The following is a 22,380-nucleotide window of genomic DNA, read 5'->3' as shown; positions in this document are numbered from 1 at the left end:
CCGTTAATTTCATCGGCCTGATTGCGGGCCGATGCTGTTTTATCTGGGTGGTTCGCGGTTGTTAATTGCAAAATCGGTGATGGCAATTATGATTAGCCGAATCGCTAAGCGAAGAGCATGTGCATGCAAAACGAGAAGAAATCGAACGTAGAGTTCATTCCGCAGTTTCAAAAAGCCTTTTTATATCCGCGCTACTGGGGCGTGTGGTTGGGAACCGGCCTGATGGCCGGCATTTCGCTGGTGCCTGCGCGCCTGCGCGATCCGGTGCTGGGTGCGGTCGGCAAACTGGCCGGCAAGCTGGCGAAAGGCGCGCGCCGTCGTGCCCGCATCAATCTGCTGTATTGCTTGCCGGAGCTGCCGGAAAGCGAACGCGAGCACATCATCGACCAGATGTTCGCCTGCGCGCCGCAGTCGATGGTGCTGATGGCGGAACTGGCCTGCACCAAGCCCGAGAAAGTGCTCAAGCGCGTGCGTTGGCACGGTGAAGAGGTGCTGGACAAGATCCGGGCGGAAGGGCGCAACGTGATTTTCCTGGTGCCTCACGGCTGGGCTGTCGATGTGCCGGCGATGTTGATGGCCGCGCGCGGCCAACCGATGGCCGCGATGTTCCACAATCAGCGCAATCAGCTGATCGACTACCTGTGGAACGCCGTGCGTCGTAAATTCGGCGGCCGCATGCACGCGCGCAACGACGGCATCAAACCGTTTATCAGTTCGGTGCGGCAGGGTTATTGGGGCTACTATCTGCCCGATCAGGATCACGGCGCCGAGCACAGCGAGTTCGTCGATTTCTTCGCGACCTATAAGGCGACGCTGCCGGCGGTAGGCCGGTTGATGAAGGTGTGTCGTGCGGCGATCGTGCCTTTGTTCCCGGTGTACGACGGCAAAACCAGCATGCTGGATATTTATATTCGCGAGCCGATGGACGATCTGGCCGAAGCCGACGATCCGCGCATTGCCCGCCGCATGAACGAAGAGGTGGAAAATCTGGTGGGCCCGAACCCGGAACAGTACACCTGGATCCTCAAACTGCTGAAGACGCGTAAAGAGGGGGAGATTGAACCTTACTCGCGCGACGATCTGTATCGTTAATCCTGTCTAACGCCGGCCGGGCCACAACCCGGCCGGTGTCTCTTCAGATGTGCACCATACAGCCGCGAGCCCGCAGGATGTCGACGACTTTAGGCGTGCGGGTGAAATCATTCCAGCGCAGGTCCAGCTTGCGCAGGCGGCTCAGTTCGCCGAGGCTTTCCGGCAGGTCGCTCAGGCGGTTGGCGCGCAGATCCAGACTTCTCAGCGCCGTCAGCTCACCGATATTTTCCGGCAGGCGCGTTAGCTGATTGAAACGCAGGTTCAGCTCGCTCAACCGTGGCAATCGACAGAAGGTCTGCGGCAGCTCGGCGATGGCATTGTTAGCCGCGTCAAGTATCTCCAGCTCACCGAGCTGAGCCATTTCCGCCGGCAGCGAGGTCAGGGCATTTTTCATGATATGCAGTTCGCGTAGCGCGCGCAGTTGCCCGATTTCGACGGGCAGGCTGCCGATGCGGTTGTTGTATAAACGCAGCTCCTGCAATGCCGCAAGCCTCGGTATTGCCGGTGGCAAAGCGGTTAAGTGGTTGTCGGTCGCGTTGAGGTAAACCAACTGCTGTAGCTGCGCCAGCGAGTGCGGCAGCTCGCTAAAGCCGTTATCGCTGAGATAGAGGTATTTCAGCCGATGCAACTGCCCCAGTTCTTCGGGGAGTTCGCTTGCGCCATTGTGGCCAAAGTCGAACATCTCGAGCTGTTGCAACTGGCCAATCTCCGGCGGCAGGTGGTCGAGCTGATTGCAGGAGATATTCAGCACCCGCAGATTTCGGTGCCGGAAGATCGAGGCGGGGAAGGCCGTCAGCTGATTGTCGTACAGGCTAATCTTGCGCAGCGCATGGCCGGCTAACGGCGACTCGTCGAGCTGTATCAGGCCGTGGCCGTCGAGATCGAGCTCATCACCGCTCGTTGCGGGATTGTGTTGGTGGAGCATGGCGTTCTCCGTCGTTTATGGCGGTGTCAGGGCAAAAAAAATGCCGGCCTGCGAGAGCCGGCCGGCATTTCGTCTGCGGCGTGGATTACTCGACGCGCAGGATACGGCTGGTATTGGTGGTGCCGACGGTTTCCATCACGTCGCCCTGGGTGACGATCACCAGATCGCCGGAGACCAGGAAGCCTTTATCGCGCAGGCGATTGACGGCTTCATTGGCGGCGATCACGCCGTCTTTGTGGCTGTCGAAATACACCGGCGTCACGCCGCGATACAGCGCAGTCAGGTTCAGCGTGTGCTCATGGCGCGACATGGCGAAGATCGGCAGGCCGGAGCTGATGCGCGACATCATCAGCGCAGTGCGGCCGGATTCGGTCATGGCGATCAGCGCGGTAACGCCTTTCAGGTGGTTGGCGGCATACATCGAAGACATGGCAATCGCTTCTTCAATGTTGTCGAACTGCACGTCCAGGCGGTGTTTGGAAACGTTGATGCTCGGGATCTTCTCGGCGCCCAGACAAACGCGCGCCATCGCCGCCACGGTTTCCGCCGGGTATTGGCCGGCGGCGGTTTCCGCCGACAGCATGACGGCATCGGTGCCGTCCAGCACGGCGTTGGCCACGTCCATGACTTCGGCGCGGGTCGGCATCGGGTTGGTGATCATCGACTCCATCATCTGGGTTGCGGTGATCACCGCGCGGTTCAGGGTGCGGGCGCGGCGGATCAGTTTCTTCTGAATGCCGACCAGTTCCGGATCGCCGATTTCGACGCCGAGGTCGCCACGGGCAACCATCACCACGTCGGAGGCCAGAATAATATCGTCCATCGCTTCGTCACTGCAGACCGCTTCGGCGCGCTCAACCTTGGACACGATCTTGGCGTTGCAGCCGGCGTCGCGCGCCAGGCGGCGAGCATAGTTCAGGTCTTCACCGGTGCGCGGGAAGGAGACCGCCAGGTAGTCGACGCCAATCTTGGCGGCGGTCACGATGTCCGCCTTGTCTTTTTCTGTCAGCGCTTCGGCCGACAGGCCACCGCCGAGCTTGTTGATGCCCTTGTTGTTGGACAGCGGGCCGCCGACGGTCACTTCGGTAAACACTTTCATGCCCTGAACTTCGAGCACTTTCAGCTGAACGCGGCCGTCGTCGAGCAGCAGGACATCGCCCGGCACCACGTCGGCAGGCAGGCCTTTGTAGTCGATACCGACTTTTTCTTTATCGCCTTCGCCTTTTGACAGGTTGGCGTCCAGCAGGAATTTATCGCCCACGTTGAGGAAGATTTTGCCTTCCTTGAAGGTGGAAACGCGGATTTTCGGCCCTTGCAGATCGCCGAGGATAGCGACGTGACGTCCCAGCTTGGCGGCGATTTCGCGCACTTTGTCAGCGCGAGCCTGGTGATCTTCCGGGCTGCCGTGGGAGAAGTTAAGCCGAACTACGTTGGCGCCGGCGGCAATGATCTTTTCCAGATTATTGTCGCGGTCTGTAGCCGGACCCAGGGTGGTAACGATTTTGGTTCTTCTGAGCCGTCTGGACATGTATTACTCCGTTGACTGGTGAAGCAAATATTGGTGTTGCGATAACGTCGGATAACGAAACCAGGCGTGAAATGTAATTTTACAACACTGATATTTCACCCGGGTTACCCGCATGAGCATATTAACAGGGTACAGCCTCTGATGCCGTCATTCAAATGTCTGTTGAACGGCGATTTTTTTCTTCGTCAGGTCACGAGTCAAAACTGTTGGGAATGACCACCCCTTTATCAAAGCGCGATTCTTTGAGCGCTTCTTTGACCCTCTTCAAGTTATCTCTGAATTTAGCCCCTCGGCGCAAGGTAAATCCGGTGGCTAGCACGTCAATGAGCGTTAATTGCGCGATCCGCGACACCATCGGCATGTAAACGTCGGTGTCTTCGGGCACATCGAGCAGCAAAGCGAGGGTCGCTGCCTGAGCGAGCGGGGTGTCGCGGGAGGTGATAGCCAGTACCGTGGCGTCGTTTTCTCGCGCCAGGTGGGCCATCTCCACCAGATTCTTGGTGCGGCCGGTGTGTGAGATCAACACCACCACGTCGCCTTCGCCGGAGTTCATACAGCTCATGCGCTGCATGACGATGTCATCGAAGTAGACCACCGGGATATTGAAGCGGAAAAATTTGTTCATCGCGTCGTGCGCCACCGCCGCGGAGGCGCCCAGACCGAAGAAAGAGATCTTTTTTGCCTGGGTGAGCAGGTCAACCGCACGATTGATTGCGGCAATATCCAAATTTGCCTTTACTGTATCCAGGCTGGCCATGACCGATTCGAAGATCTTGCTGGTATAGGAATCGACGCTGTCGTCTTCCTCGACGTTACGGTTTACGTAGGGCGTGCCGTTGGCCAGGCTTTGGGCGAGATGCAGTTTGAAGTCGGGAAAGCCTTTGGTATCAAGGCGGCGGCAAAAACGGTTGACGGTGGGTTCGCTGACGTCTGCCATGCGGGCCAGCGTGGCAATGCTGGAGTGAATGGCGGTCTGTGGGGAGGCCAGGATCACCTCGGCGACTTTCCTTTCAGATTTGCTCAGGAGTTCCAGATGGCTCTGGATTTTGTCCAGCGTATTCATATAACGAGAGTCACTCATGGTTTTATCCCTGTGGCTTTCAAGCAACAGCGTCGAATTTCGCCCGTGTTCGCCGTGCAAGCAGACGCCAAACGAGCGGCTGTAACCTGGAATCGATAGGGTATGTCGATTTCAAACAAAGGAGAAATCAATGCCGGTTTAGTGAAAATATACTACGTGCTGGTAACCGTTGGCAGTCTCGACAGGGCGTATGCAGGCTTTTTTCACCAGAATATGACCTGTGTCTAACTTTCATAATGGTAACAGAGCGTCAAAAAAGACGAAAAATTACAGTTTTGCCCGTTGTGAGGGCACTGGCGCGCATTGGCGCTACCACTGGAATCTTGAGGTCTTTTTTCCTGCTTCTGCACCGGGTTTGCTGGCCGTAGTCAAACAGAGTACATTAGTAATGTAAGAAAATTACAAATATCCTGCAACGAGGAGATGAACATGGCGGTAACCTCTACAGCCCAGGCGTGTGACCTGGTTATTTTCGGCGCGAAAGGTGATTTGGCGCGCCGTAAGCTGCTGCCTTCCCTGTACCAGTTAGAGAAAGCCGGACACATCCACCCGGATACGCGGATCATCGGCGTCGGCCGCGCGGAGTGGGATAAAAAAGCGTATACCGAAGTGGTCAAGGAAGCGCTTGGCACCTTCATGAAGGAAAAACTGGATGACGAACTCTGGGCCACGCTGAGCGCACGCCTGGACTTCTGCAACCTGGACGTCAACGACAGCAAGAACTTTACCAAACTGGGTAAAATGCTGGATCAGAAACACCGCACCACCATCAACTACTTCGCCATGCCGCCAAGCACCTTCGGCGCCATCTGCAAAGGGTTGGGCGAAGCCAAGCTGAACCATGAGCCGGCGCGCGTGGTGATGGAAAAACCGCTGGGTACCGATCTGGCGTCTTCCCGCGTGATCAACGATCAGGTGGCGGAGTACTTCAACGAATCCCAGGTTTACCGTATCGACCACTATCTCGGCAAAGAGACGGTGCTGAACCTGTTGGCGCTGCGTTTCGCCAACTCGCTGTTCGCCTCCAACTGGGATAACCGCACCATCGATTCGGTGCAGATCACCGTGGCGGAAGAGGTGGGCATCGAAGGGCGCTGGGGTTACTTCGACCAGGCCGGCCAGATGCGCGACATGATCCAGAACCACCTGCTGCAGATCCTGACCATGATCGCCATGTCGCCGCCGGCGGATCTGACCACCGACCGTATCCGCGACGAGAAGGTGAAGGTACTGCGTTCGCTGCGCCGTATCAATCAGACCAATGTACGAGAAACCACCGTACGCGGTCAGTACACCGCCGGTTTCGTCCAGGGCAAGAAAGTGCCGGGTTATCTGGAAGAGGAAGGGGCGAACAAGAGCAGCAGCACCGAAACCTTCGTCTCCATCCGCGTGGATATCGACAACTGGCAGTGGGCCGGGGTGCCGTTCTACCTGCGTACCGGTAAACGCCTGCCGACCAAATGTTCGGAAGTGGTGGTGTACTTCAAGAACCCACCGCTTAACCTGTTCAGCGATTCTTACCAGCAGCTGCCGCAGAACAAGTTGACCATTCGCCTGCAGCCGGACGAAGGCATCGAAATTCAGGTGCTGAACAAGGTGCCGGGGCTGGATCACAAGCACCGCCTGCAGACCACCAAGCTGGACCTGAGCTTCTCGGAAACCTTCAACCAGGAGCACGTGGCGGACGCCTACGAGCGCCTGCTGCTGGAGACCATGCGCGGCATTCAGGCGCTGTTCGTGCGCCGCGATGAAGTGGAAGAAGCCTGGAAGTGGGTCGACTCCATCATGGACGCATGGAAAGCCGACAACGAGGCGCCGAAGCCTTATCAGGCGGGCACCTGGGGGCCGGTGGCCTCGGTGGCGATGATCACCCGCGACGGCCGTTCCTGGAACGAGTTCGAGTAATGCGCAATGCCGGCAGCCTGTCTGCCGGCTTTTTTTTGCCTGCGATCTGCGTGTGGGCCACATCACTTACGGTACGGCCGGACGTCCGTGTATTTGCACGGAGCCCTGTGGCAGGGGCGTGCCATTGTTAACCGCGAGTAATGGAGTAATAACGATGAAAAACTGGAAAACCAGCGCCGAGCAGATCCTGACGGCGGGTCCGGTGGTGCCTGTTATCGTGATCAACAAGCTGGAGCAGGCGGTGCCGCTGGCGAAAGCGTTGGTTGCCGGCGGCGTGCGGGTATTGGAGGTGACGCTGCGCACCGCCTGCGGGCTGGAGGCTATCCGCGCTATCGCCAAAGAGGTGCCGGAGGCCATCATCGGCGCCGGTACGGTGATCAATCCGCAGCAGTTGCGGGAGGTGACCGAGGCGGGGGCGCAGTTCGCCATCAGCCCGGGGCTGACCGAAGCCTTGCTGCAGGCGGCGACGGCGGGCCCAATCCCGTTGATCCCGGGCATCAGCACCGTTTCGGAGCTGATGCAGGGTATGGATCACGGCCTGCGCGAATTCAAATTCTTCCCGGCGGAAGCCAACGGCGGCGTGAAGGCACTGCAGGCGATCGGCGGCCCGTTCCCGCAGGTGCGCTTTTGCCCGACCGGCGGCATTACGCCGAACAACTACCGCGATTACCTGGCGCTGAAAAGCGTGCTGTGCATCGGCGGTTCCTGGCTGGTGCCGGCGGATGCGCTCGAAAGCGGCGACTATGCGCGCATCACTGAACTGGCGCGCAGCGCCGTCAACGGCGCCGCGTTGTAACCCGCACCGCGCCTGGGGTTGGCGCTTATTTGCGCACCGGCGAATATCGCAAGGCTCAACGCTTCGTTGAGCCTTTTTTAATTTTTATCGTGATTAACTTTCTTATTTTTAACCCGTTTTTTTCTGCTTTTTTATGAAAACGGCAGTTTGCTTTCTTATTTTGGCTGTGGTAAAAATATCTCAGTCGAAAATTTTACTTTTATGAGGATATTGGGCAAATCGCACGGTGTGCGGCTGATAATAGAGAACTATTATGATGACTATTAACGGAACTACCCTCAGAACCTCTACGTGCCAACTCTTCCTGTCTGCGATCCTTGCCAGTGAGCATCACTGGTGCAGCGAGCTATAGCGTCTTTCTCCCTTAACCGGTGCGGGTGGCGGGCTTAGCCCTTCACGCTACCGTTCAGCCGGGCAAACATTCTTTTTGCGTTTGGGTCAGTTTATCCCCAGGGATCTCTGCGTCTTGCGCGCCGCACTGCGGCCGTTCGACGAGATAAATCGGGATAAATATGCCTTGGCGCGCGTTATTCGCCGTTTGGGAGAAAAATTATGATTTATTGGATCTTTTTAGGCTTGGCCATCATGACCGAAATCATCGGCACCTTGTCGATGAAATACGCCAGCGTCAATGGCGGCATGATCGGGCACATCGTGATGTACGTGATGATCACCGCGTCTTATGTGTTGCTGTCGGTGGCGGTAAAACGCGTGGCGCTGGGCGTAGCTTATGCGCTGTGGGAAGGTATCGGCATTCTGTTCATTACCCTGTTCAGCGTGCTGTGGTTCGACGAGCCGATCTCGGCGCTGAAGGTGCTGGGCCTGGCGACGCTGATCGCCGGCATCATGCTGGTGAAATCCGGCACCCGCAAAGAGCGAAAACAGGTCAGCCCACGAGGTGACAACCATGCAACAGTTTGAGTTGTACCACATTGGGTTCCTGGGACTGGCGATCGTGCTGGAAATTATCGCCAACATCTTCCTGAAGATGTCGGACGGCTTCCGTAAAGTTTGGCTGGGGCTGTTGTCGCTGCTGTCGGTGCTCGGCGCGTTCAGCGCCCTGGCACAGGCGGTGAAGGGCATCGATCTGTCGATCGCTTATGCACTGTGGGGCGGTTTCGGTATCGCCGCCACCATCGCCGCAGGCTGGATCATGTTCGGCCAGCGGCTGAACGCCAAAGGCTGGATTGGCCTGGCGCTGCTGCTGACGGGGATGGTGATCCTCAAACTGTCCTGATAGCGGGCAATAAAAAACCGCAGGCGTAGCCGTCTGCGGTTTTATTTCGTCTGCGTTCAGGCTTACAGCGCGGCGATGATTTTGATTTCCACCTTGTACTTCGGATTCATCAACTGCGCCTGCACGGTGCAGCGCACCGGCGCGCTGCCGGCGACCACCCAAGCGTCCCAGGCGGCGTTCATCGCGGCGAAGTCGGCGCTGTTGGCCAGGAAAATGGTGGCATCCAGAATACGGCTTTTGTCCGAACCTACGCGCGCCAGCAGTACGTCGATGGCGGCGAGGGCGTTGGCGGTCTGCGCAGTCGCATCGTCATCCAGGTTCTCCGGCACGCTGGTGTAGTAAACGGTCTCGTTGTGCACTACGGCTTCGGACCAGCGCTGATCGGGATCAATTCTTTCGATATTCATTTGCTTATCTCCATATCATAGTCGCGCTAAGGGTAGCACAGCCGGTGATGAAAAAGCGCGGCGATAAAGTGGGTGGTAGCCGGGCGGCAGGCTTGGCATAATCACCGCTGAATGACACCGGCAGAGAGACAGCGTGACAGACGATTTTGCAACAGACGGCGCCTTGGCGCAGGCTATCAAGGGATTCAAACCGCGTGAGCCGCAGCGGCAGATGGCGCAAGCCGTCACCGAGGCGATCAATTTCAAGCAGGAGCTGGTGGTCGAAGCCGGCACCGGCACCGGCAAAACCTTCGCTTATCTGGCGCCGGCGCTGCGCTCCGATCGCAAAGTGATCATCTCGACCGGTTCGAAAGCGTTGCAGGATCAGCTGTATGCGCGCGATCTGCCCACCGTCGCCAAGGCGTTGAAGTACAAAGGTAAGCTGGCGCTGCTGAAGGGGCGCTCCAACTATTTGTGTCTCGAGCGGCTGGAGCAGCAGTCGATGGCCGGCGGTGAGCTGGCGGGGCAGACGCTGATCGATCTGGTGCAGTTGCGCAAGTGGTCGTCGCAGACCAAAGAGGGCGACATCAGTACCTGCAGCGAAGTGGCGGAGGACAGCTTCGTCTGGCCATTGGTGACCAGCACCAATGACAACTGTCTGGGCAGCGACTGCCCGCTGTATCAGGATTGCTTCGTAGTCAAGGCGCGCCGCCGTGCGATGGATGCGGATGTGGTGGTGGTGAACCATCACCTATTCCTGGCAGATATGGTGGTGAAAGAGGGCGGTTTCGCCGAGCTGATCCCGGAAGCCGAGGTGATGATTTTCGACGAGGCGCACCAAATCCCCGACATCGCCAGCCAGTATTTCGGCCAGCAGCTCACCAGCCGCCAACTGTTGGATCTGGCAAAGGACATCACCATCGCCTACCGCACCGAGGTGCGTGACGCCGCTCAACTGCAAAAAAGCGCCGACCGCCTCAGCCTGAGTACGCAAGATTTTCGCCTGAACCTGGGGGAACCGGGTTTTCGCGGCAATCTGCGTGACGTGCTCGGCGAAGCCAACGTGCAGCGCGCTCTGTTGCTGCTCGATGATGCGCTGGAGCTGTGTTATGACGTGATGAAGCTGTCTCTGGGGCGTTCGGCGCTGTTGGATGCCGCCTTTGAGCGCGCCACGCTGTACCGCGCGCGCCTCAAACGGCTGAAGGCGGTGACGGAGCCAGGCTACAGCTATTGGTATGAATGCAACTCGCGCCATTTCGTGCTGGCGCTGACGCCGCTGACGGTGGCCGACCGGTTCCGCGAAATGCTGGACGAGAAGCCGGGCAGTTGGATCTTTACCTCGGCCACGCTGTCGGTCAACGATCAGTTGGGCCACTTCACCGAACGGTTGGGGCTGACCAAGGCCAAAACGCTGCTGTTGCCGAGCCCGTTCGACTATGCCAAACAGGCATTGCTGTGCGTGCCGCGCTTTTTGCCTTCGCCGAACCAGCGCGGCGGGGCGCGCCAGCTGGCGCGCATGCTGCGGCCATTAATCGAAGCCAACAACGGCCGCTGCTTCTTTTTATGCACCTCGCACCAGATGATGCGCGAGCTGGCGGAAGAGTTCCGCGCCACGATGACGCTGCCGGTCTTATTGCAAGGGGAAACCAGCAAAGGGCAACTGCTGGCGCAGTTCGTCGCCGCCGGTAACGCGCTGCTGGTGGCGACCAGCAGCTTCTGGGAAGGGGTGGACGTGCGCGGCGATGCGCTGTCCTGCGTCATCATCGATAAACTGCCGTTTACGTCACCGGACGATCCGTTGCTGAAGGCGCGCATTGAAGATTGTCGCCTGCGCGGCGGCGATCCGTTCAATGATGTGCAGTTGCCGGATGCGGTCATTACCCTGAAACAGGGCGTCGGCCGCTTGATCCGCGATACCGACGACCGCGGCGTACTGGTGATTTGCGATAACCGTCTGGTGATGCGGCCTTACGGCGAGGTGTTCCTCAATAGCCTGCCACCCACGCCGCGTACCCGCGATCTGAAGCAGGCCATCGCCTTCCTGCAGGCCGCCGATGCGTCGGCCACGTGAAAGATGAAGGGCTTACGGGGCTGTGCTACAATGCGCGCCCTGTATGAAAAACCCAGTTTTATTCCCGCCAGAGGTTGGCATGTCCACGCGAATTTTAGCGATCGATACCGCGACGGAAGCCTGTTCCGTCGCCGTCTGGAATCAAGGCGAAATCCACGCCCTGTTTGAGCTGTGCCCACGCGAGCATACGCAACGAATTTTACCTATGGTGCAGCAGGTGCTGGCGGAATCTGGCCTGGCGCTCAACCAGCTCGATGCGCTGGCCTTCGGCCGCGGCCCCGGCAGTTTTACCGGGGTGCGCATCGGCATCGGCATCGCTCAGGGCCTGGCGTTGGGCGCCGATCTGCCGATGATTGGCGTTTCCACGCTGCAAACCATGGCGCAGGGCGCCTGGCGCGTCAGCGGTGCGGAGCGCGTGCTGGCGGCGATCGATGCGCGCATGGGCGAGGTCTACTGGGGGCAGTTCGAACGCCAGGTGAGCGGCAGCTGGTTGGAAAGCGAAGGCGAGGCGGTGCTGTCGCCGGCGCAGGCGCTGGAGCGTGCGCAGCGCCTGCAGGGCGAATGGGCCCACGTCGGCACCGGCTGGCAAACCTATCCCGACCTGGTCAACGGTTCAACCCTGAGCGTACGCGACGGCCAAATGCTGTTGCCGCAGGCGCAAGATATGCTGCCGCTGGCGCTGCACGCCTGGCAACAGGGGTTGGCAGTAGCGGTGGAAAACGCCGAGCCGACCTATTTGCGCAATGAAGTCACCTGGAAAAAACTGCCGGGCCGCGAGTAAGCGCGGCGTATTGTGCTGTTGTTGATGCCGGGTGATGAAGGCCTGCAACTTGAACGACGAAACGCGGTCAAAGTTACAGGCATTTCAGGAGATTGCGACCATGTTAATCCGCACTGCAAGTAAAAAGCTGTCGCTGCTGGCCATCGCCTGCGGCGCGCTGGTTCTGACCGGGTGCGTCACCGTACCTGATGCGATCAAGGGGTCAAGCCCCTCACCGGTGACTCAGCTTTCCTCGGTACAAAATGCACCCAACCTGTTTACCGGCGCGGAAGCCCGCTTCGGCGGCACCGTGGTGAACGTCGCCAACGAGCGAGGGCGCACGGTGCTGGAAATTGCGGCGGTGCCGCTCGACAGCGGTGCGCGGCCGATACTGGGCGAACCGTCGCGCGGCCGCTTGCTGGCCACGGTGAACGGCTTCCTCGAACCGGTCGATTTTAAAGGCCAGTTGGTGACCGTCGTCGGCCCCATTACCGGCCTGAAAGAAGGGCGGATTGGCATGACGCCGTATCGCTTCGTGACGATGAACGTGACCGGTTTTAAACGCTGGCATCTGGTGCAGCAGGTGGTGATGCCGCCGGCGCCGATGGGCCCTTGGGGCTGGCGCGGTGGCCCGTGGGGACCTGGTTGGGGCGCAGGCTATGGTTGGTACAATCCCGGCCCGGCACAGGTGCAAACCATCGTAACCGAGTAACATACGCTTGATGTGAACAAATTTGACAGGGCGGCTCAGGCCGCCCTTTTGCTTTTTTGGATAAGGAATATCCGACAATTAGTGACGTACATCGCAACCTGAATAATGTTTAAAACCCGAACTGGTCCGCTGAGTTAAAATATTGTTATGGTTAGGCTGCGAGTTTGAGGGCTGCGATGATAATTAGTAATGATTTCAGGAGTAATACCTTGGATAAGGTCTGGTTAAAACGGTATCCGGCAGATGTGCCCGCAGAGATTGATGCCGATCGCTATTCGTCGTTGATCGAAATGTTTGAGCATGCCGTGCAGCGCTATGCCGATCAGCCCGCCTTTATCAACATGGGCGAGGTGATGACCTTCCGCAAACTGGAAGAACGCAGCCGGGCTTTCGCGGCTTACCTGCAAAATGAACTGGGCCTGAAGAAGGGCGACCGCGTCGCGCTGATGATGCCTAACCTGTTGCAATACCCTATCGCCCTGTTCGGCATTCTGCGCGCCGGTATGGTGGTGGTCAACGTCAACCCGCTGTACACCCCACGCGAGCTGGAGCACCAGTTGAATGACAGCGGCGCCAGCGCCATCGTCATCGTCTCCAACTTTGCCCATACGTTGGAAAAAGTCGTGTTCAACACCCAGGTCAAGCACGTGATCCTGACTCGCATGGGCGATCAGCTTTCGGCCGCCAAAGGCACGCTGGTCAACTTCGTGGTCAAGTACGTTAAGCGCCTGGTACCGAAATACAACCTGCCGGACGCCATTTCATTCCGCAGCGCGCTGCAGCGCGGCCGGCGTCTGCAATATGTAAAACCGGACATCATTAATGCCGATTTAGCCTTCCTGCAATACACCGGCGGCACCACCGGCGTGGCGAAGGGCGCGATGCTGACGCACCGCAACATGCAGGCCAACCTCGAGCAGGCCAAGGCCGCCTATTCGCCGCTGTTCCGCGAAGGGCAGGAACTGGTGGTGACGGCGTTGCCGCTTTACCACATTTTCGCGCTGACGGTGAACTGCCTGCTGTTTATCGATCTGGGCGGGCGCAATTTGTTGATCACCAACCCGCGCGATATTCCAGGGCTGGTGAAGGAACTGGGTAAATACCCGTTCACCGCCATGAGCGGGGTGAATACGTTGTTCAACGCATTGCTGAACAACGAAGAGTTCCACAAACTCGATTTCTCTACGCTGCGTTTCTCGGTCGGCGGCGGCATGTCGGTGCAAAAAGCGGTGGCCGAGAAGTGGGAGAGAACCACCGGCAAACACCTGCTGGAAGGCTATGGCCTGACGGAGTGCGCGCCGCTGGTGGCCGGTAACCCTTACGATCTGAAACACTACAGCGGCAGTATCGGTTTGCCGGTGCCGTCGACGGACATTCGGCTGGTGGACGACAACGGTCACGATGTGCCGCCGGGCGAACCGGGCGAACTGTGGGTCAAAGGGCCGCAAGTTATGTTAGGCTATTGGCAGCGCCCGGACGCCACCGACGAAGTGCTGAAAGACGGCTGGCTGGCGACCGGTGATGTGGTGACCGTAGACGAGCAGGGGTTTGTGCGCATCGTCGATCGTAAGAAAGACATGATCCTGGTCTCCGGTTTCAACGTTTACCCGAACGAAATCGAGGACGTGGTCAGCCAGCATCCGAAAGTGCTGGAATGTGCGGCGATCGGCGTGCCCAGCGAGGCCTCCGGCGAAACGGTGAAGATCTGCGTGGTGAAGAAAGACGCCTCGCTGACCAAGGAAGAGCTGTTGACCCATTGCCGTCGCCACCTGACCGGGTATAAAGTGCCTAAAATTGTTGAGTTCCGCGATGAACTGCCGAAGTCGAACGTCGGCAAGATTTTGCGGCGAGAACTGCGCGATGAGCTAAAAACACCGAAGCCGGCCGATGCCGCCTAGGTCTGGCTCTCGCGCCTGACTATCAACAACGCCGGTGAATGCCGGCGTTGTTGTGTTTGAATCCTACAAGAGAATGATGTTTTGAATTATCAGTTGATCACTACCGATGCCGGATTGCAGCAGGTCTGCGAGCAGGCGAGAAAGCATGCCCAGATTGCGCTGGACACCGAGTTTGTCAGAACGCGCACCTACTATCCGCAGTTGGGCCTGATCCAGCTCTACGACGGTGAACAACTCTCCCTCATCGATCCTCTGCCGATCAAGCAATGGCAGCCGTTTGTCGACCTGCTGGCCGACACCGCCGTGGTGAAGTTCCTGCATGCCGGCAGTGAAGATCTCGAAGTGTTTCTCAACGCCTTTAAAACGCTGCCGACGCCGATGGTCGATACTCAAATCCTGGCGGCCTTTACCGGCCGGCCGCTCTCCTGTGGCTTCGCGACGCTGGTGGCGGAGTATATGAAGGTTGAGCTGGACAAGAGCGAGTCGCGCACCGACTGGCTGGCGCGTCCGCTGACCGAAAGGCAGTGCGTGTACGCGGCCGCCGACGTGTTCTATCTGCTGCCGATGGCCAAACAGCTGGTGCAGGAGACCGAAGAGGCCGGTTGGACCGCGGCAGCCAATAACGAGTGCCTGCTGCTGTGCCAGCGCCGTAGCGAGACGCTGGCGCCGGAATTGGCCTACCGCGAAATCAACAACGCCTGGCAGCTGCGCCCGCGTCAGCTCGGTTGTCTGCAGAAGTTGGCGGAATGGCGGCTGCGCCAGGCGCGCGAGCGCGATCTGGCGGTGAACTTCGTGGTGCGTGAGGAAAACCTGTGGCAGGTGGCGCGCTATATGCCGTCTTCGCTGGGAGAACTGGATTCGCTTGGCCTGAGCGGGCCTGAGATCCGTTATCACGGTAAAACGCTGTTGGCGCTGGTGGCGGAAGCCGAAGCGCTGGAAGAATCCGAGTTGCCGGCGCCGTTGGCCAACCTTATCGATCAGCCGGGTTACAAGAAGGTGTTCAAAGACATCAAGGCGGCGATCGCTACCGTCAGCGAGCAAAGTGGGTTGAGCAGCGAGCTGCTGGCATCCCGTCGCCAAATTAACCAATTGCTGAACTGGCATTGGAAACTGAAGGACGGCGAAAATCGCCCTGAATTAATCAGCGGCTGGCGCGGCGATTTATTAATGGCACCGTTGCAGGACATCCTGAAAGATTATTAATCGCTGATTATCACCAGGGCAGGGTAGGGAAACTCTGCTCGGGTGAATATAGGCAGGAAATAATGCGTTGAAGGTAAATCTGGCCAGAATTTACTTTAAACGAGGCGGCGGCAAAGTTAATTGGGAATAGTCCCAAAGGGAAAAATGGTTTTTTTGCTGCCGATAAAGCTTAATAACTGGATGCACATACAGTTACCCCCTGCATAAAATATACAGGGGGTAATTAATGCGTCGCAATCATTTAGCTGCTTCTTCCGATTCCGGTAATGTCACGTTAAGTTCAAGTACCGAAATGTCGTCCCCTTTCTGCTCGAACTGCACGTGCAGCATTTCAGGATCGATCTGAATGTATTTGCAAATAACCGCCAGAATATCGCGTTTCAGATCAGGCAGATACGGGGGCTCACTGTCCCCGCGACGACGCTCTGCGACGATAATCTGCAGCCGTTCCTTGGCTATATTGGCTGTCTGTTTTTTGCGGGACAGAAAGAAGTCTAATAAGGCCATGGTTTATCCCCCAAAAAGGCGTTTCAGGAAACCCTTCTTCTCTTCTTCAATGAAGCGGAATGGGCGTTCTTCCCCCAACAAGCGGCAAACGGTATCGTCGTACGCCTTACCGGCGTCTGACTCGGCATCCAGAATGACAGGCTCACCCTGGTTGGAAGCGCACAGCACGGACTGGTCTTCCGGAATCACACCCACCAGTGGAATGCGCAGGATTTCCAGCACGTCTTCCATGCTCAGCATGTCGCCACGGCTGACGCGGCCCGGGTTGTAACGGGTCAGCAGCAGGTGTTCCTTGATTGGCGATTCGCCTTTCTCGGCGCGGCGTGACTTGGAGGAGAGGATGCCCAGGATACGGTCGGAGTCGCGTACCGAAGACACTTCCGGGTTGGTGGTGATGATAGCTTCGTCGGCGAAATACAGTGCCATCAGCGCACCGGTTTCGATACCGGCCGGTGAATCGCACACCACGAAGTCAAAATCCATCTCGCCGAGATCGTTGAGAATTTTTTCAACGCCTTCGCGGGTCAACGCGTCTTTGTCGCGCGTCTGCGAAGCTGGCAGGATATAGAGGTTTTCAGTGCGTTTGTCTTTGATCAACGCCTGATTCAGCGTGGCATCGCCCTGAATCACGTTCACGAAATCATACACTACCCGACGTTCGCAGCCCATGATCAGGTCAAGATTACGCAGACCGATATCGAAATCGATCACGACGGTTTTCTTGCCTTTCTGGGCCAGGCCGGTAGCGATGGCCGCGCTCGAAGTGGTCTTGCCAACGCCCCCTTTACCCGATGTAACAACAATAATGCGTGCCATGAAATGGATTCCTTGTCAAAAGGGCTTAATTTAAAGGTTGTATGGTTAAAGCGTTATCCAACAGGCTGAGTCGTACGGCCTGCCCGACGTAATCGGACGGGATTTGGTCGCTCAACCAGTACTGCCCTGCGATAGAGACTAGCTCAGCCGCCAGGTGGGTGCAAAAAATCTGACATTGCGTATCGCCTGACGCGCCTGCCAGTGCGCGACCGCGCATCATGCCGTAGACATGAATATTGCCGTCGGCAATCAATTCGGCGCCGGCGCTGACGCTGCTGGTCACGATAAGATCGCAGTTGCGGGCGTAAATCTGTTGGCCGGAACGGACAGGCGTACTGATGATGCGCGTTTTGGCGGGGGCGTTATCCGCCACCACGGGCGCAGGCGCAGGCTCCGGCGTCGCCATTTTCTGGCCTTTGCCTTCGCTCAGCAGCGGCAGCCCGGCACGGGCTATCGCGCGCTTTTGACGCTCATCTCTGCAACCGCTGATACCCACAACGCGCAGACCTGCTGCCGCGACAGCCTGTTGAAGTTCTTTCCAGTTCGCATCGCCTTCCAGCGTTGCGACGTTGATAACAACAGGGGCGTTTTTCAGAAAAGCGGGCGCTTGCTCAACTTTTTCCTGTAACGCCTGACGTATTACCTCGGGCTGCGAATTATGCAAATGAACAACCGATAGGGTAAAACTGCTGCCTTTTAGCTCAATTGGCGATTGTGACATCTATCCTGACTCAGTCTCAGCAACTTTAAATCCCCGGAATACCACTCGGGGTGCGATATTCCGATGTACTATAAGCATGTTATAGTCAGAGTTATATCCAGGCAAGACGCTCCCTCAATTAAATAGAGTTAAAAAAATGCTTTGTGTGATCTATAGAAGCCCGAAACGCGATCAAACTTATCTTTATGTCGAAAAAAAAGACGATTTCTCTCGTGTGCCGGAAGAGCTGATGAAAAGTTTCGGCGTGCCGCAATTCGCCATGATGCTTTCGCTCGATGAGCGCAAGAAATTGGCCTCGGCGGATATCGAAAAGGTGAAGCAGGCGTTGAAAGACGAAGGCTATTACCTGCAGTTCCCGCCGCCGGTCGAAAACCTGCTCAATCAGCATCTGGCCGGCGACAAGGCCTGAGACAGTCGCCACGGCCAGGGGAGGCGCGATGACACGTTCGGCGAGAAGAGCCGTATTGGCCGCCTGGCTGGCGCTGGGCGGTGTGCTGATGCCGGGCTCACCGCAGGCGGCGCAGGAGGCGACGCTGGCGGCGAGCGGCCGGGATCCGGCGCAGTTCCCGGCGTATGTCGAGCAACTCAAGCGCCGGGCGCGGGCGCAGGGTATCAGCCAGAGCACCCTTGACCGCGCTTTTGCGCAAATCCATTTCGTCGATCGGGTGATCAAGGCCGATCGCAATCAGCCGGAGCAAAAGGTCACCCTGGATGACTACCTGCGGCGTGTGATGTCGCCCGCCAAGGTGCGCCAAGGGCGCGAACTGTACCGGCAGCGCCAGGCGCAATGGACGCGCGCCAGCGAGCGCTACCGGGTGCCGGGGCGCTATATCATCGCGCTTTGGGGCATGGAAAGCGCCTACGGCAAGATTCAGGGGCGGGAAGACGTGGTGTCTGCGCTGGCGACGCTGGCGTTTGAAGGGCGCCGCGAGGCCTTTTTCAGCCAAGAGCTGATGGCGGCGTTGCAGATAGTCGAGCAGGGGCACGTCGGCGATACGCCGCTGAAAGGTTCCTGGGCCGGCGCGATGGGGCAATGCCAGTTTATGCCGAGCTCTTTCTTGCGCTACGCGGCGGACGGAGACGGTGATGGGCGCATCGATATCTGGAACAACATTGATGATGTCTTCGCGTCTACGGCCAGTTATTTGTCCAAAGAGGGCTGGCAGCCCGGCATCGGCTGGGGGCGCGAGGTCAAATTGCCCGCCGGTTTCAATCGGGCCGAGCTGGGCTTGAAAGACGCGCAGGCGCGCAGCGTCAACGCCTGGCAACAACGCGGGGTGCGCCGTGCGGATGGCCGTGCGTTGCCGCATGCCGTTCAGCGTGGTTGGATCATTGCGCCGGATGATCTGCAGGGGCGGACGTTCCTGGTCTATGATAATTTTCGCACCCTCATGCACTGGAATCGCTCTTACTATTTCGCCCTCGCCGTGGGTATGATGGCGGACGCGATCGGGCATTGATCCGGCACACCAATAATCGGCTTGGCGCGCCAAGCCTCTACAGTTTGGGAGAAGCGGTATGTATCAACATAGAGACTGGCAGGGTTCGCTGCTCGATTTCCCGGTGAACAAGGTGGTCTGCGTCGGCAGCAACTACGCCGATCACATCAAGGAAATGGGCAGTGCGGTTTCCGTCGAGCCGGTGGTGTTCATCAAACCGGAAACGGCGCTGTGCGATATTCGCCAGCCGGTGGCCATCCCCAAAGAGTTCGGCTCGGTGCACCATGAGGTGGAGCTGGCGGTGCTGATCGGCACGCCGTTGAAACAGGCCAACGAAGACCGCGTTGCACGGGCGATCGCCGGCTACGGCGTGGCGCTCGATCTGACGCTGCGCGATCTGCAGGCGGGCTTTAAAAAAGCCGGTCAGCCGTGGGAAAAGGCCAAGGCTTTCGACGGTTCCTGCCCGATGTCGGGGTTTATCCCGGTGGCGGAATTCGGCGATCCGCAAAACGCCGAGCTGTCGCTGACCGTCAACGATCAACTGCGCCAGCAGGGCAATACGCGCGACATGATCACGCCGATCCTGCCGCTAATCAGCTACATGAGCCGTTTCTTCACGCTGCGCGCCGGCGACATCATCCTGACCGGCACGCCGCAGGGCGTGGGCCCGATGGCCTCCGGCGACATGCTGAAAATCAGTCTGAACGGCAAAACGCTCAGCACCCGCGTGATCTGATCTCTCTTGCCGCCGGCGCCGTCGGCGGCAAAGCTTGCATCTTGTGGCTAAAATGTCTATATAGTCCCCCCTCGAACCTGTGCGCAGGTGACTTATCCATTTACCGAAACCGGACGCTAACATGTCACAACTCGCTTTTTGGCAACAGAAAACGCTGGCGGAAATGTCAGAACAAGAGTGGGAATCGCTGTGCGACGGGTGCGGGCAATGCTGTTTGAATAAGCTGATCGACGAAGATACCGACGAGATTTATTTTACCAACGTAGCCTGCAACCAGCTCAACATCAAATCCTGCCAATGCCGTAACTATGAGCGGCGCTTCGAGCTGGAAGAGGACTGCATCAAACTGACGCGCGAGAATCTCACCACCTTCGATTGGTTGCCGCCGACCTGCGCCTATCGCCTGATCGGTGAAGGTAAACCGCTGTTCCCCTGGCACCCGCTGCTGAGTGGCTCCAAGGCGGCGATGCATGGCGAGCGCATCACGGTGCGGCATATCGCGGTGCGCGAGAGCGAGGTGGTGGACTGGCAGGACCATATCCTCAACAAGCCGGACTGGGCCAGATAAAGGCGGGCGCCTGCAGGGCAAGACGGGTTCTAATGCAAGAGGGCGGCGTGTTCAGACACGCCGCCCTCTGCGTTATTGAGTTAACGATTTTAATCATTAGTGCGCGAATGGCGTTGATGCTTAGTGCCGGATAGAGGGAAATTCCAACAATTTATTTAGGGATGGTAAGGGGTTGCGTGATGGGGGATAGGAGAAAAAAGCCCCTGCAAAGATGAGGGGCAAGACACACAACAACACCAGGGAAATCGGTAGTACTTACTTTGCCGATACTATAAGGATTTTATGGGTAAACTTCACCAAAATATTGTGCTCTGAATGTGACAAAGGTGCCGTCGTTCATGAGTAACGGTAATTTATTGATGCCTGAAGGTTGGGAGGGCAGTGCCGGCGCAGCCTGTTTTTACCCGCCGGCACCGCAGAAGTTTAATGTTATGTAAATTACGCGCTTAACCGAGCCGGGATGCTTCTTTTTAAACGACAAGTTGGGTAATTTGGCCGCTCTCCCGCAAGTTCGAGAGTATAACAATGAAAATGATCCGTCTGTTTGCCGTGGCTGGAGCGCTGATCGTGCTCGTTTACTTCCTTACACATACCTGAGAAGGCTTTATCTCGGAATGTGACAGCAATACCTAAAAAAAACGGCGCCGGAAGGCGTAATGCCGATCAGTTAAGGATCACTTGAACGATCCTGTCGCTGTGTAAGAATCCGTAATCTCTCTGAGATTACGGATTTTTTTATGTTGCTGAGTCAGGCTCTTGATACCGTTCTTAAATTCTCCCCCAAAGAATTCGCTGCGCTTTCCGACTTGCTCTCACCTGAGCTTATCGATGAATGCCTCGCTGATACCGGGATTGTGACGCTCCGAAAGCGCCGTCTTCCCATGGAAATGATGGTCTGGGCCGTGGTCGGTATGTCCCTGTTTCGCTCGCTTTCAATGAACCAGCTTGTTTCTCATCTCGATATCATGTTGCCGGGGAAACGCCCTTTTGTAGCGCCCAGCGCCGTGGTGCAGGCTCGCCAGCGGCTCGGCGAAGAGGTTGTCAGGCTGGTGTTTGAAAAAACACGTCAACTCTGGTTTGAAAAGACCCCGTTATCGCACTGGAATGGCCTGACACTCCTGGCTGTAGATGGCACGTTGTGGAGAACGCCCGATACGCCCGAAAATGACGCAGCCTTCGGCCGCACCGCCAATGAGCACGCGCGTTCCGACTGGCCGCAGCTTCGCATGGTCTGCCAGATGGAGGTCACCAGTCACTTGCTGACAGGCGTGAGCTTCGGCAGCGTCTCGGAAACCAGTGAGGTTGACCTTGCTGCACAGTTGGCTGAACAGACACCGGAGCACTCGTTGACGATACTGGATAAAGGTTTTTATGCGCTGGGACTCCTCCATCACTGGAGCGCCTCGGGAGCGGAGAAACACTGGATGCTCCCACTGCGCAAAGACGCACAGTATCGGGTACGGGAGAGGCTGGGTGCGGGGCAGGAGCTCGTTGAGTTGAAGTTAAGTCCGCAAGCCCGCAAGAAATGGCCGGCTGCCCCGGAAATGCTGGTAGCCAGACTGATAAGCAAAGAGGTTAATGGCAAGAGAGTCCAAATCCTGACCTCGATGTGCGATCCGCTACGCTACCCCAAAGCCGATATCGTCGACTTGTATGGGCATCGTTGGGAGATAGAACATGGCTTCAGGGAGATGAAGCAGTATCTGCTGCAGAACGAACTGACTCTGAGAAGCAAAAAGCCGGAGTTGGTCAGGCAGGAACTGTGGGGCGTGGCGTTGGCTTATAACCTGCTGCGCTTCATGATGGCGCAGATGGCTAACAGCCTGAAGCATGTAGAGCCTTATCAAATCGGTTTTAAACAGGCTGCGTTATATCTGACAGCCCAGCTGAGCCTGCTTCCGGCAGTTGCCCCGGGGAAAGTCCCGAAGATAATGAATGATATCCTGGCAATGGCGGGGAGCTTCGTACTTCCTTCTCGACGGCAAAGGCATTACCCGCG

The 22,380-nt window shown here is 57.6% G+C and carries 22 protein-coding genes; 15 read left to right on the top strand and 7 right to left on the bottom strand.

The window, feature by feature from the left end:
• Nucleotides 1-123 precede the first annotated feature (123 nt).
• Nucleotides 124-1,092, top strand: a complete 969-nt coding sequence (lpxM, locus tag ACUTSC_RS22450) for a lauroyl-Kdo(2)-lipid IV(A) myristoyltransferase (RefSeq protein ID WP_015378127.1) — start codon at nucleotides 124-126, stop codon at nucleotides 1,090-1,092.
• A gap of 43 nt (nucleotides 1,093-1,135) precedes the next feature.
• Here the strand turns inward: lpxM and ACUTSC_RS22445 are convergent, their stop codons facing one another.
• From ACUTSC_RS22445 to ACUTSC_RS22435, 3 genes are all read right to left on the bottom strand, one after another.
• The gene (locus ACUTSC_RS22445) at nucleotides 1,136-2,017 is read right to left on the bottom strand and encodes a leucine-rich repeat domain-containing protein (protein WP_197767848.1); all 882 of its coding nucleotides are present in this window, start codon (nucleotides 2,015-2,017) and stop codon (nucleotides 1,136-1,138) included.
• 85 nt (nucleotides 2,018-2,102) lie between these two features.
• Nucleotides 2,103-3,545 carry a pyruvate kinase gene (gene pyk / locus ACUTSC_RS22440; RefSeq protein WP_019452801.1) on the bottom strand — a complete coding sequence of 481 codons (1,443 nt, stop codon included), beginning with the start codon at nucleotides 3,543-3,545 and terminating at the stop codon, nucleotides 2,103-2,105.
• Between the two features lie 190 nt (nucleotides 3,546-3,735).
• Nucleotides 3,736-4,608 (bottom strand): MurR/RpiR family transcriptional regulator, encoded by an 873-nt coding sequence (locus ACUTSC_RS22435; protein WP_033643347.1) that lies wholly within the window; start codon nucleotides 4,606-4,608, stop codon nucleotides 3,736-3,738.
• Nucleotides 4,609-5,055: 447 nt separating this feature from the next.
• Between ACUTSC_RS22435 and zwf the strand changes: the two genes are divergently transcribed.
• The 4 genes from zwf to mdtI all read left to right on the top strand — a co-directional run bounded on the left by zwf (nucleotide 5,056) and on the right by mdtI (nucleotide 8,564).
• Nucleotides 5,056-6,531: a glucose-6-phosphate dehydrogenase gene (gene zwf, locus ACUTSC_RS22430; protein ID WP_063990147.1), complete on the top strand. Its 1,476-nt coding sequence runs from the start codon at nucleotides 5,056-5,058 to the stop codon at nucleotides 6,529-6,531.
• A 154-nt stretch (nucleotides 6,532-6,685) separates the two neighbouring features.
• Nucleotides 6,686-7,327 carry a bifunctional 4-hydroxy-2-oxoglutarate aldolase/2-dehydro-3-deoxy-phosphogluconate aldolase gene (locus ACUTSC_RS22425; RefSeq protein WP_197767847.1) on the top strand — a complete coding sequence of 214 codons (642 nt, stop codon included), beginning with the start codon at nucleotides 6,686-6,688 and terminating at the stop codon, nucleotides 7,325-7,327.
• A 552-nt stretch (nucleotides 7,328-7,879) separates the two neighbouring features.
• A complete protein-coding gene (gene mdtJ, locus ACUTSC_RS22420) occupies nucleotides 7,880-8,248 on the top strand; it encodes a multidrug/spermidine efflux SMR transporter subunit MdtJ (protein WP_004932327.1) in 369 nt (122 codons plus the stop codon).
• Nucleotides 8,235-8,564 (top strand): multidrug/spermidine efflux SMR transporter subunit MdtI, encoded by a 330-nt coding sequence (mdtI, locus tag ACUTSC_RS22415; RefSeq protein ID WP_046687242.1) that lies wholly within the window; start codon nucleotides 8,235-8,237, stop codon nucleotides 8,562-8,564. Before mdtJ ends, mdtI begins: the two co-directional genes overlap by 14 nt.
• A 62-nt stretch (nucleotides 8,565-8,626) precedes the next feature.
• Here mdtI and ACUTSC_RS22410 read toward each other — a convergent pair whose 3' ends face one another.
• Nucleotides 8,627-8,971, bottom strand: a complete 345-nt coding sequence (locus ACUTSC_RS22410; protein ID WP_033634838.1) for a RidA family protein — start codon at nucleotides 8,969-8,971, stop codon at nucleotides 8,627-8,629.
• Nucleotides 8,972-9,104: 133 nt separating this feature from the next.
• Here ACUTSC_RS22410 and ACUTSC_RS22405 point away from each other — a divergent pair, with 133 nt between their 5' ends.
• The 5 genes from ACUTSC_RS22405 to rnd all read left to right on the top strand — a co-directional run bounded on the left by ACUTSC_RS22405 (nucleotide 9,105) and on the right by rnd (nucleotide 15,594).
• Complete coding sequence (locus tag ACUTSC_RS22405; RefSeq protein ID WP_197767845.1) at nucleotides 9,105-11,021, top strand: ATP-dependent DNA helicase; 1,917 nt, start codon at nucleotides 9,105-9,107, stop codon at nucleotides 11,019-11,021.
• Nucleotides 11,022-11,100: 79 nt separating this feature from the next.
• Nucleotides 11,101-11,802 (top strand): tRNA (adenosine(37)-N6)-threonylcarbamoyltransferase complex dimerization subunit type 1 TsaB, encoded by a 702-nt coding sequence (tsaB, locus tag ACUTSC_RS22400; protein ID WP_197767844.1) that lies wholly within the window; start codon nucleotides 11,101-11,103, stop codon nucleotides 11,800-11,802.
• A 100-nt stretch (nucleotides 11,803-11,902) separates the two neighbouring features.
• A complete protein-coding gene (locus tag ACUTSC_RS22395) occupies nucleotides 11,903-12,493 on the top strand; it encodes a Slp family lipoprotein (protein ID WP_197767843.1) in 591 nt (196 codons plus the stop codon).
• A gap of 209 nt (nucleotides 12,494-12,702) precedes the next feature.
• Nucleotides 12,703-14,391 (top strand): long-chain-fatty-acid--CoA ligase FadD, encoded by a 1,689-nt coding sequence (fadD, locus tag ACUTSC_RS22390; RefSeq protein WP_197767842.1) that lies wholly within the window; start codon nucleotides 12,703-12,705, stop codon nucleotides 14,389-14,391.
• A gap of 81 nt (nucleotides 14,392-14,472) precedes the next feature.
• Nucleotides 14,473-15,594, top strand: coding sequence for a ribonuclease D (gene rnd / locus ACUTSC_RS22385; RefSeq protein ID WP_197767841.1), 1,122 nt, complete (start codon nucleotides 14,473-14,475; stop codon nucleotides 15,592-15,594).
• A gap of 237 nt (nucleotides 15,595-15,831) precedes the next feature.
• Here rnd and minE read toward each other — a convergent pair whose 3' ends face one another.
• From minE to minC, 3 genes are read right to left on the bottom strand one after another with little or no spacing between them, the layout of a single operon-like run.
• Complete coding sequence (minE, locus tag ACUTSC_RS22380) at nucleotides 15,832-16,101, bottom strand: cell division topological specificity factor MinE (protein ID WP_004932303.1); 270 nt, start codon at nucleotides 16,099-16,101, stop codon at nucleotides 15,832-15,834.
• Between the two features lie 3 nt (nucleotides 16,102-16,104).
• The gene (minD, locus tag ACUTSC_RS22375; protein ID WP_445653550.1) at nucleotides 16,105-16,917 is read right to left on the bottom strand and encodes a septum site-determining protein MinD; all 813 of its coding nucleotides are present in this window, start codon (nucleotides 16,915-16,917) and stop codon (nucleotides 16,105-16,107) included.
• 25 nt (nucleotides 16,918-16,942) lie between these two features.
• Nucleotides 16,943-17,638 (bottom strand): septum site-determining protein MinC, encoded by a 696-nt coding sequence (gene minC, locus ACUTSC_RS22370; RefSeq protein WP_149559777.1) that lies wholly within the window; start codon nucleotides 17,636-17,638, stop codon nucleotides 16,943-16,945.
• 136 nt (nucleotides 17,639-17,774) lie between these two features.
• Here minC and ACUTSC_RS22365 point away from each other — a divergent pair, with 136 nt between their 5' ends.
• From ACUTSC_RS22365 to ACUTSC_RS22345, 5 genes are all read left to right on the top strand, one after another.
• The gene (locus tag ACUTSC_RS22365; protein ID WP_004932294.1) at nucleotides 17,775-18,047 is read left to right on the top strand and encodes a YcgL domain-containing protein; all 273 of its coding nucleotides are present in this window, start codon (nucleotides 17,775-17,777) and stop codon (nucleotides 18,045-18,047) included.
• Nucleotides 18,048-18,075: 28 nt separating this feature from the next.
• A complete protein-coding gene (locus ACUTSC_RS22360; protein WP_197767840.1) occupies nucleotides 18,076-19,098 on the top strand; it encodes a lytic murein transglycosylase in 1,023 nt (340 codons plus the stop codon).
• Nucleotides 19,099-19,156: 58 nt separating this feature from the next.
• Nucleotides 19,157-19,813, top strand: coding sequence for a fumarylacetoacetate hydrolase family protein (locus tag ACUTSC_RS22355; protein ID WP_025159804.1), 657 nt, complete (start codon nucleotides 19,157-19,159; stop codon nucleotides 19,811-19,813).
• 121 nt (nucleotides 19,814-19,934) lie between these two features.
• Nucleotides 19,935-20,381: a YcgN family cysteine cluster protein gene (locus ACUTSC_RS22350; protein ID WP_025159803.1), complete on the top strand. Its 447-nt coding sequence runs from the start codon at nucleotides 19,935-19,937 to the stop codon at nucleotides 20,379-20,381.
• A 737-nt stretch (nucleotides 20,382-21,118) separates the two neighbouring features.
• A partial coding sequence (locus ACUTSC_RS22345) for an IS4 family transposase (protein WP_197769013.1) occupies nucleotides 21,119-22,380 on the top strand: 1,262 nt, incomplete at its 3' end.

The organism is Serratia sp. TSA_105.2 (genome assembly GCF_052692115.1).
This window is presented reverse-complemented; position numbering and strand designations above follow the sequence as displayed.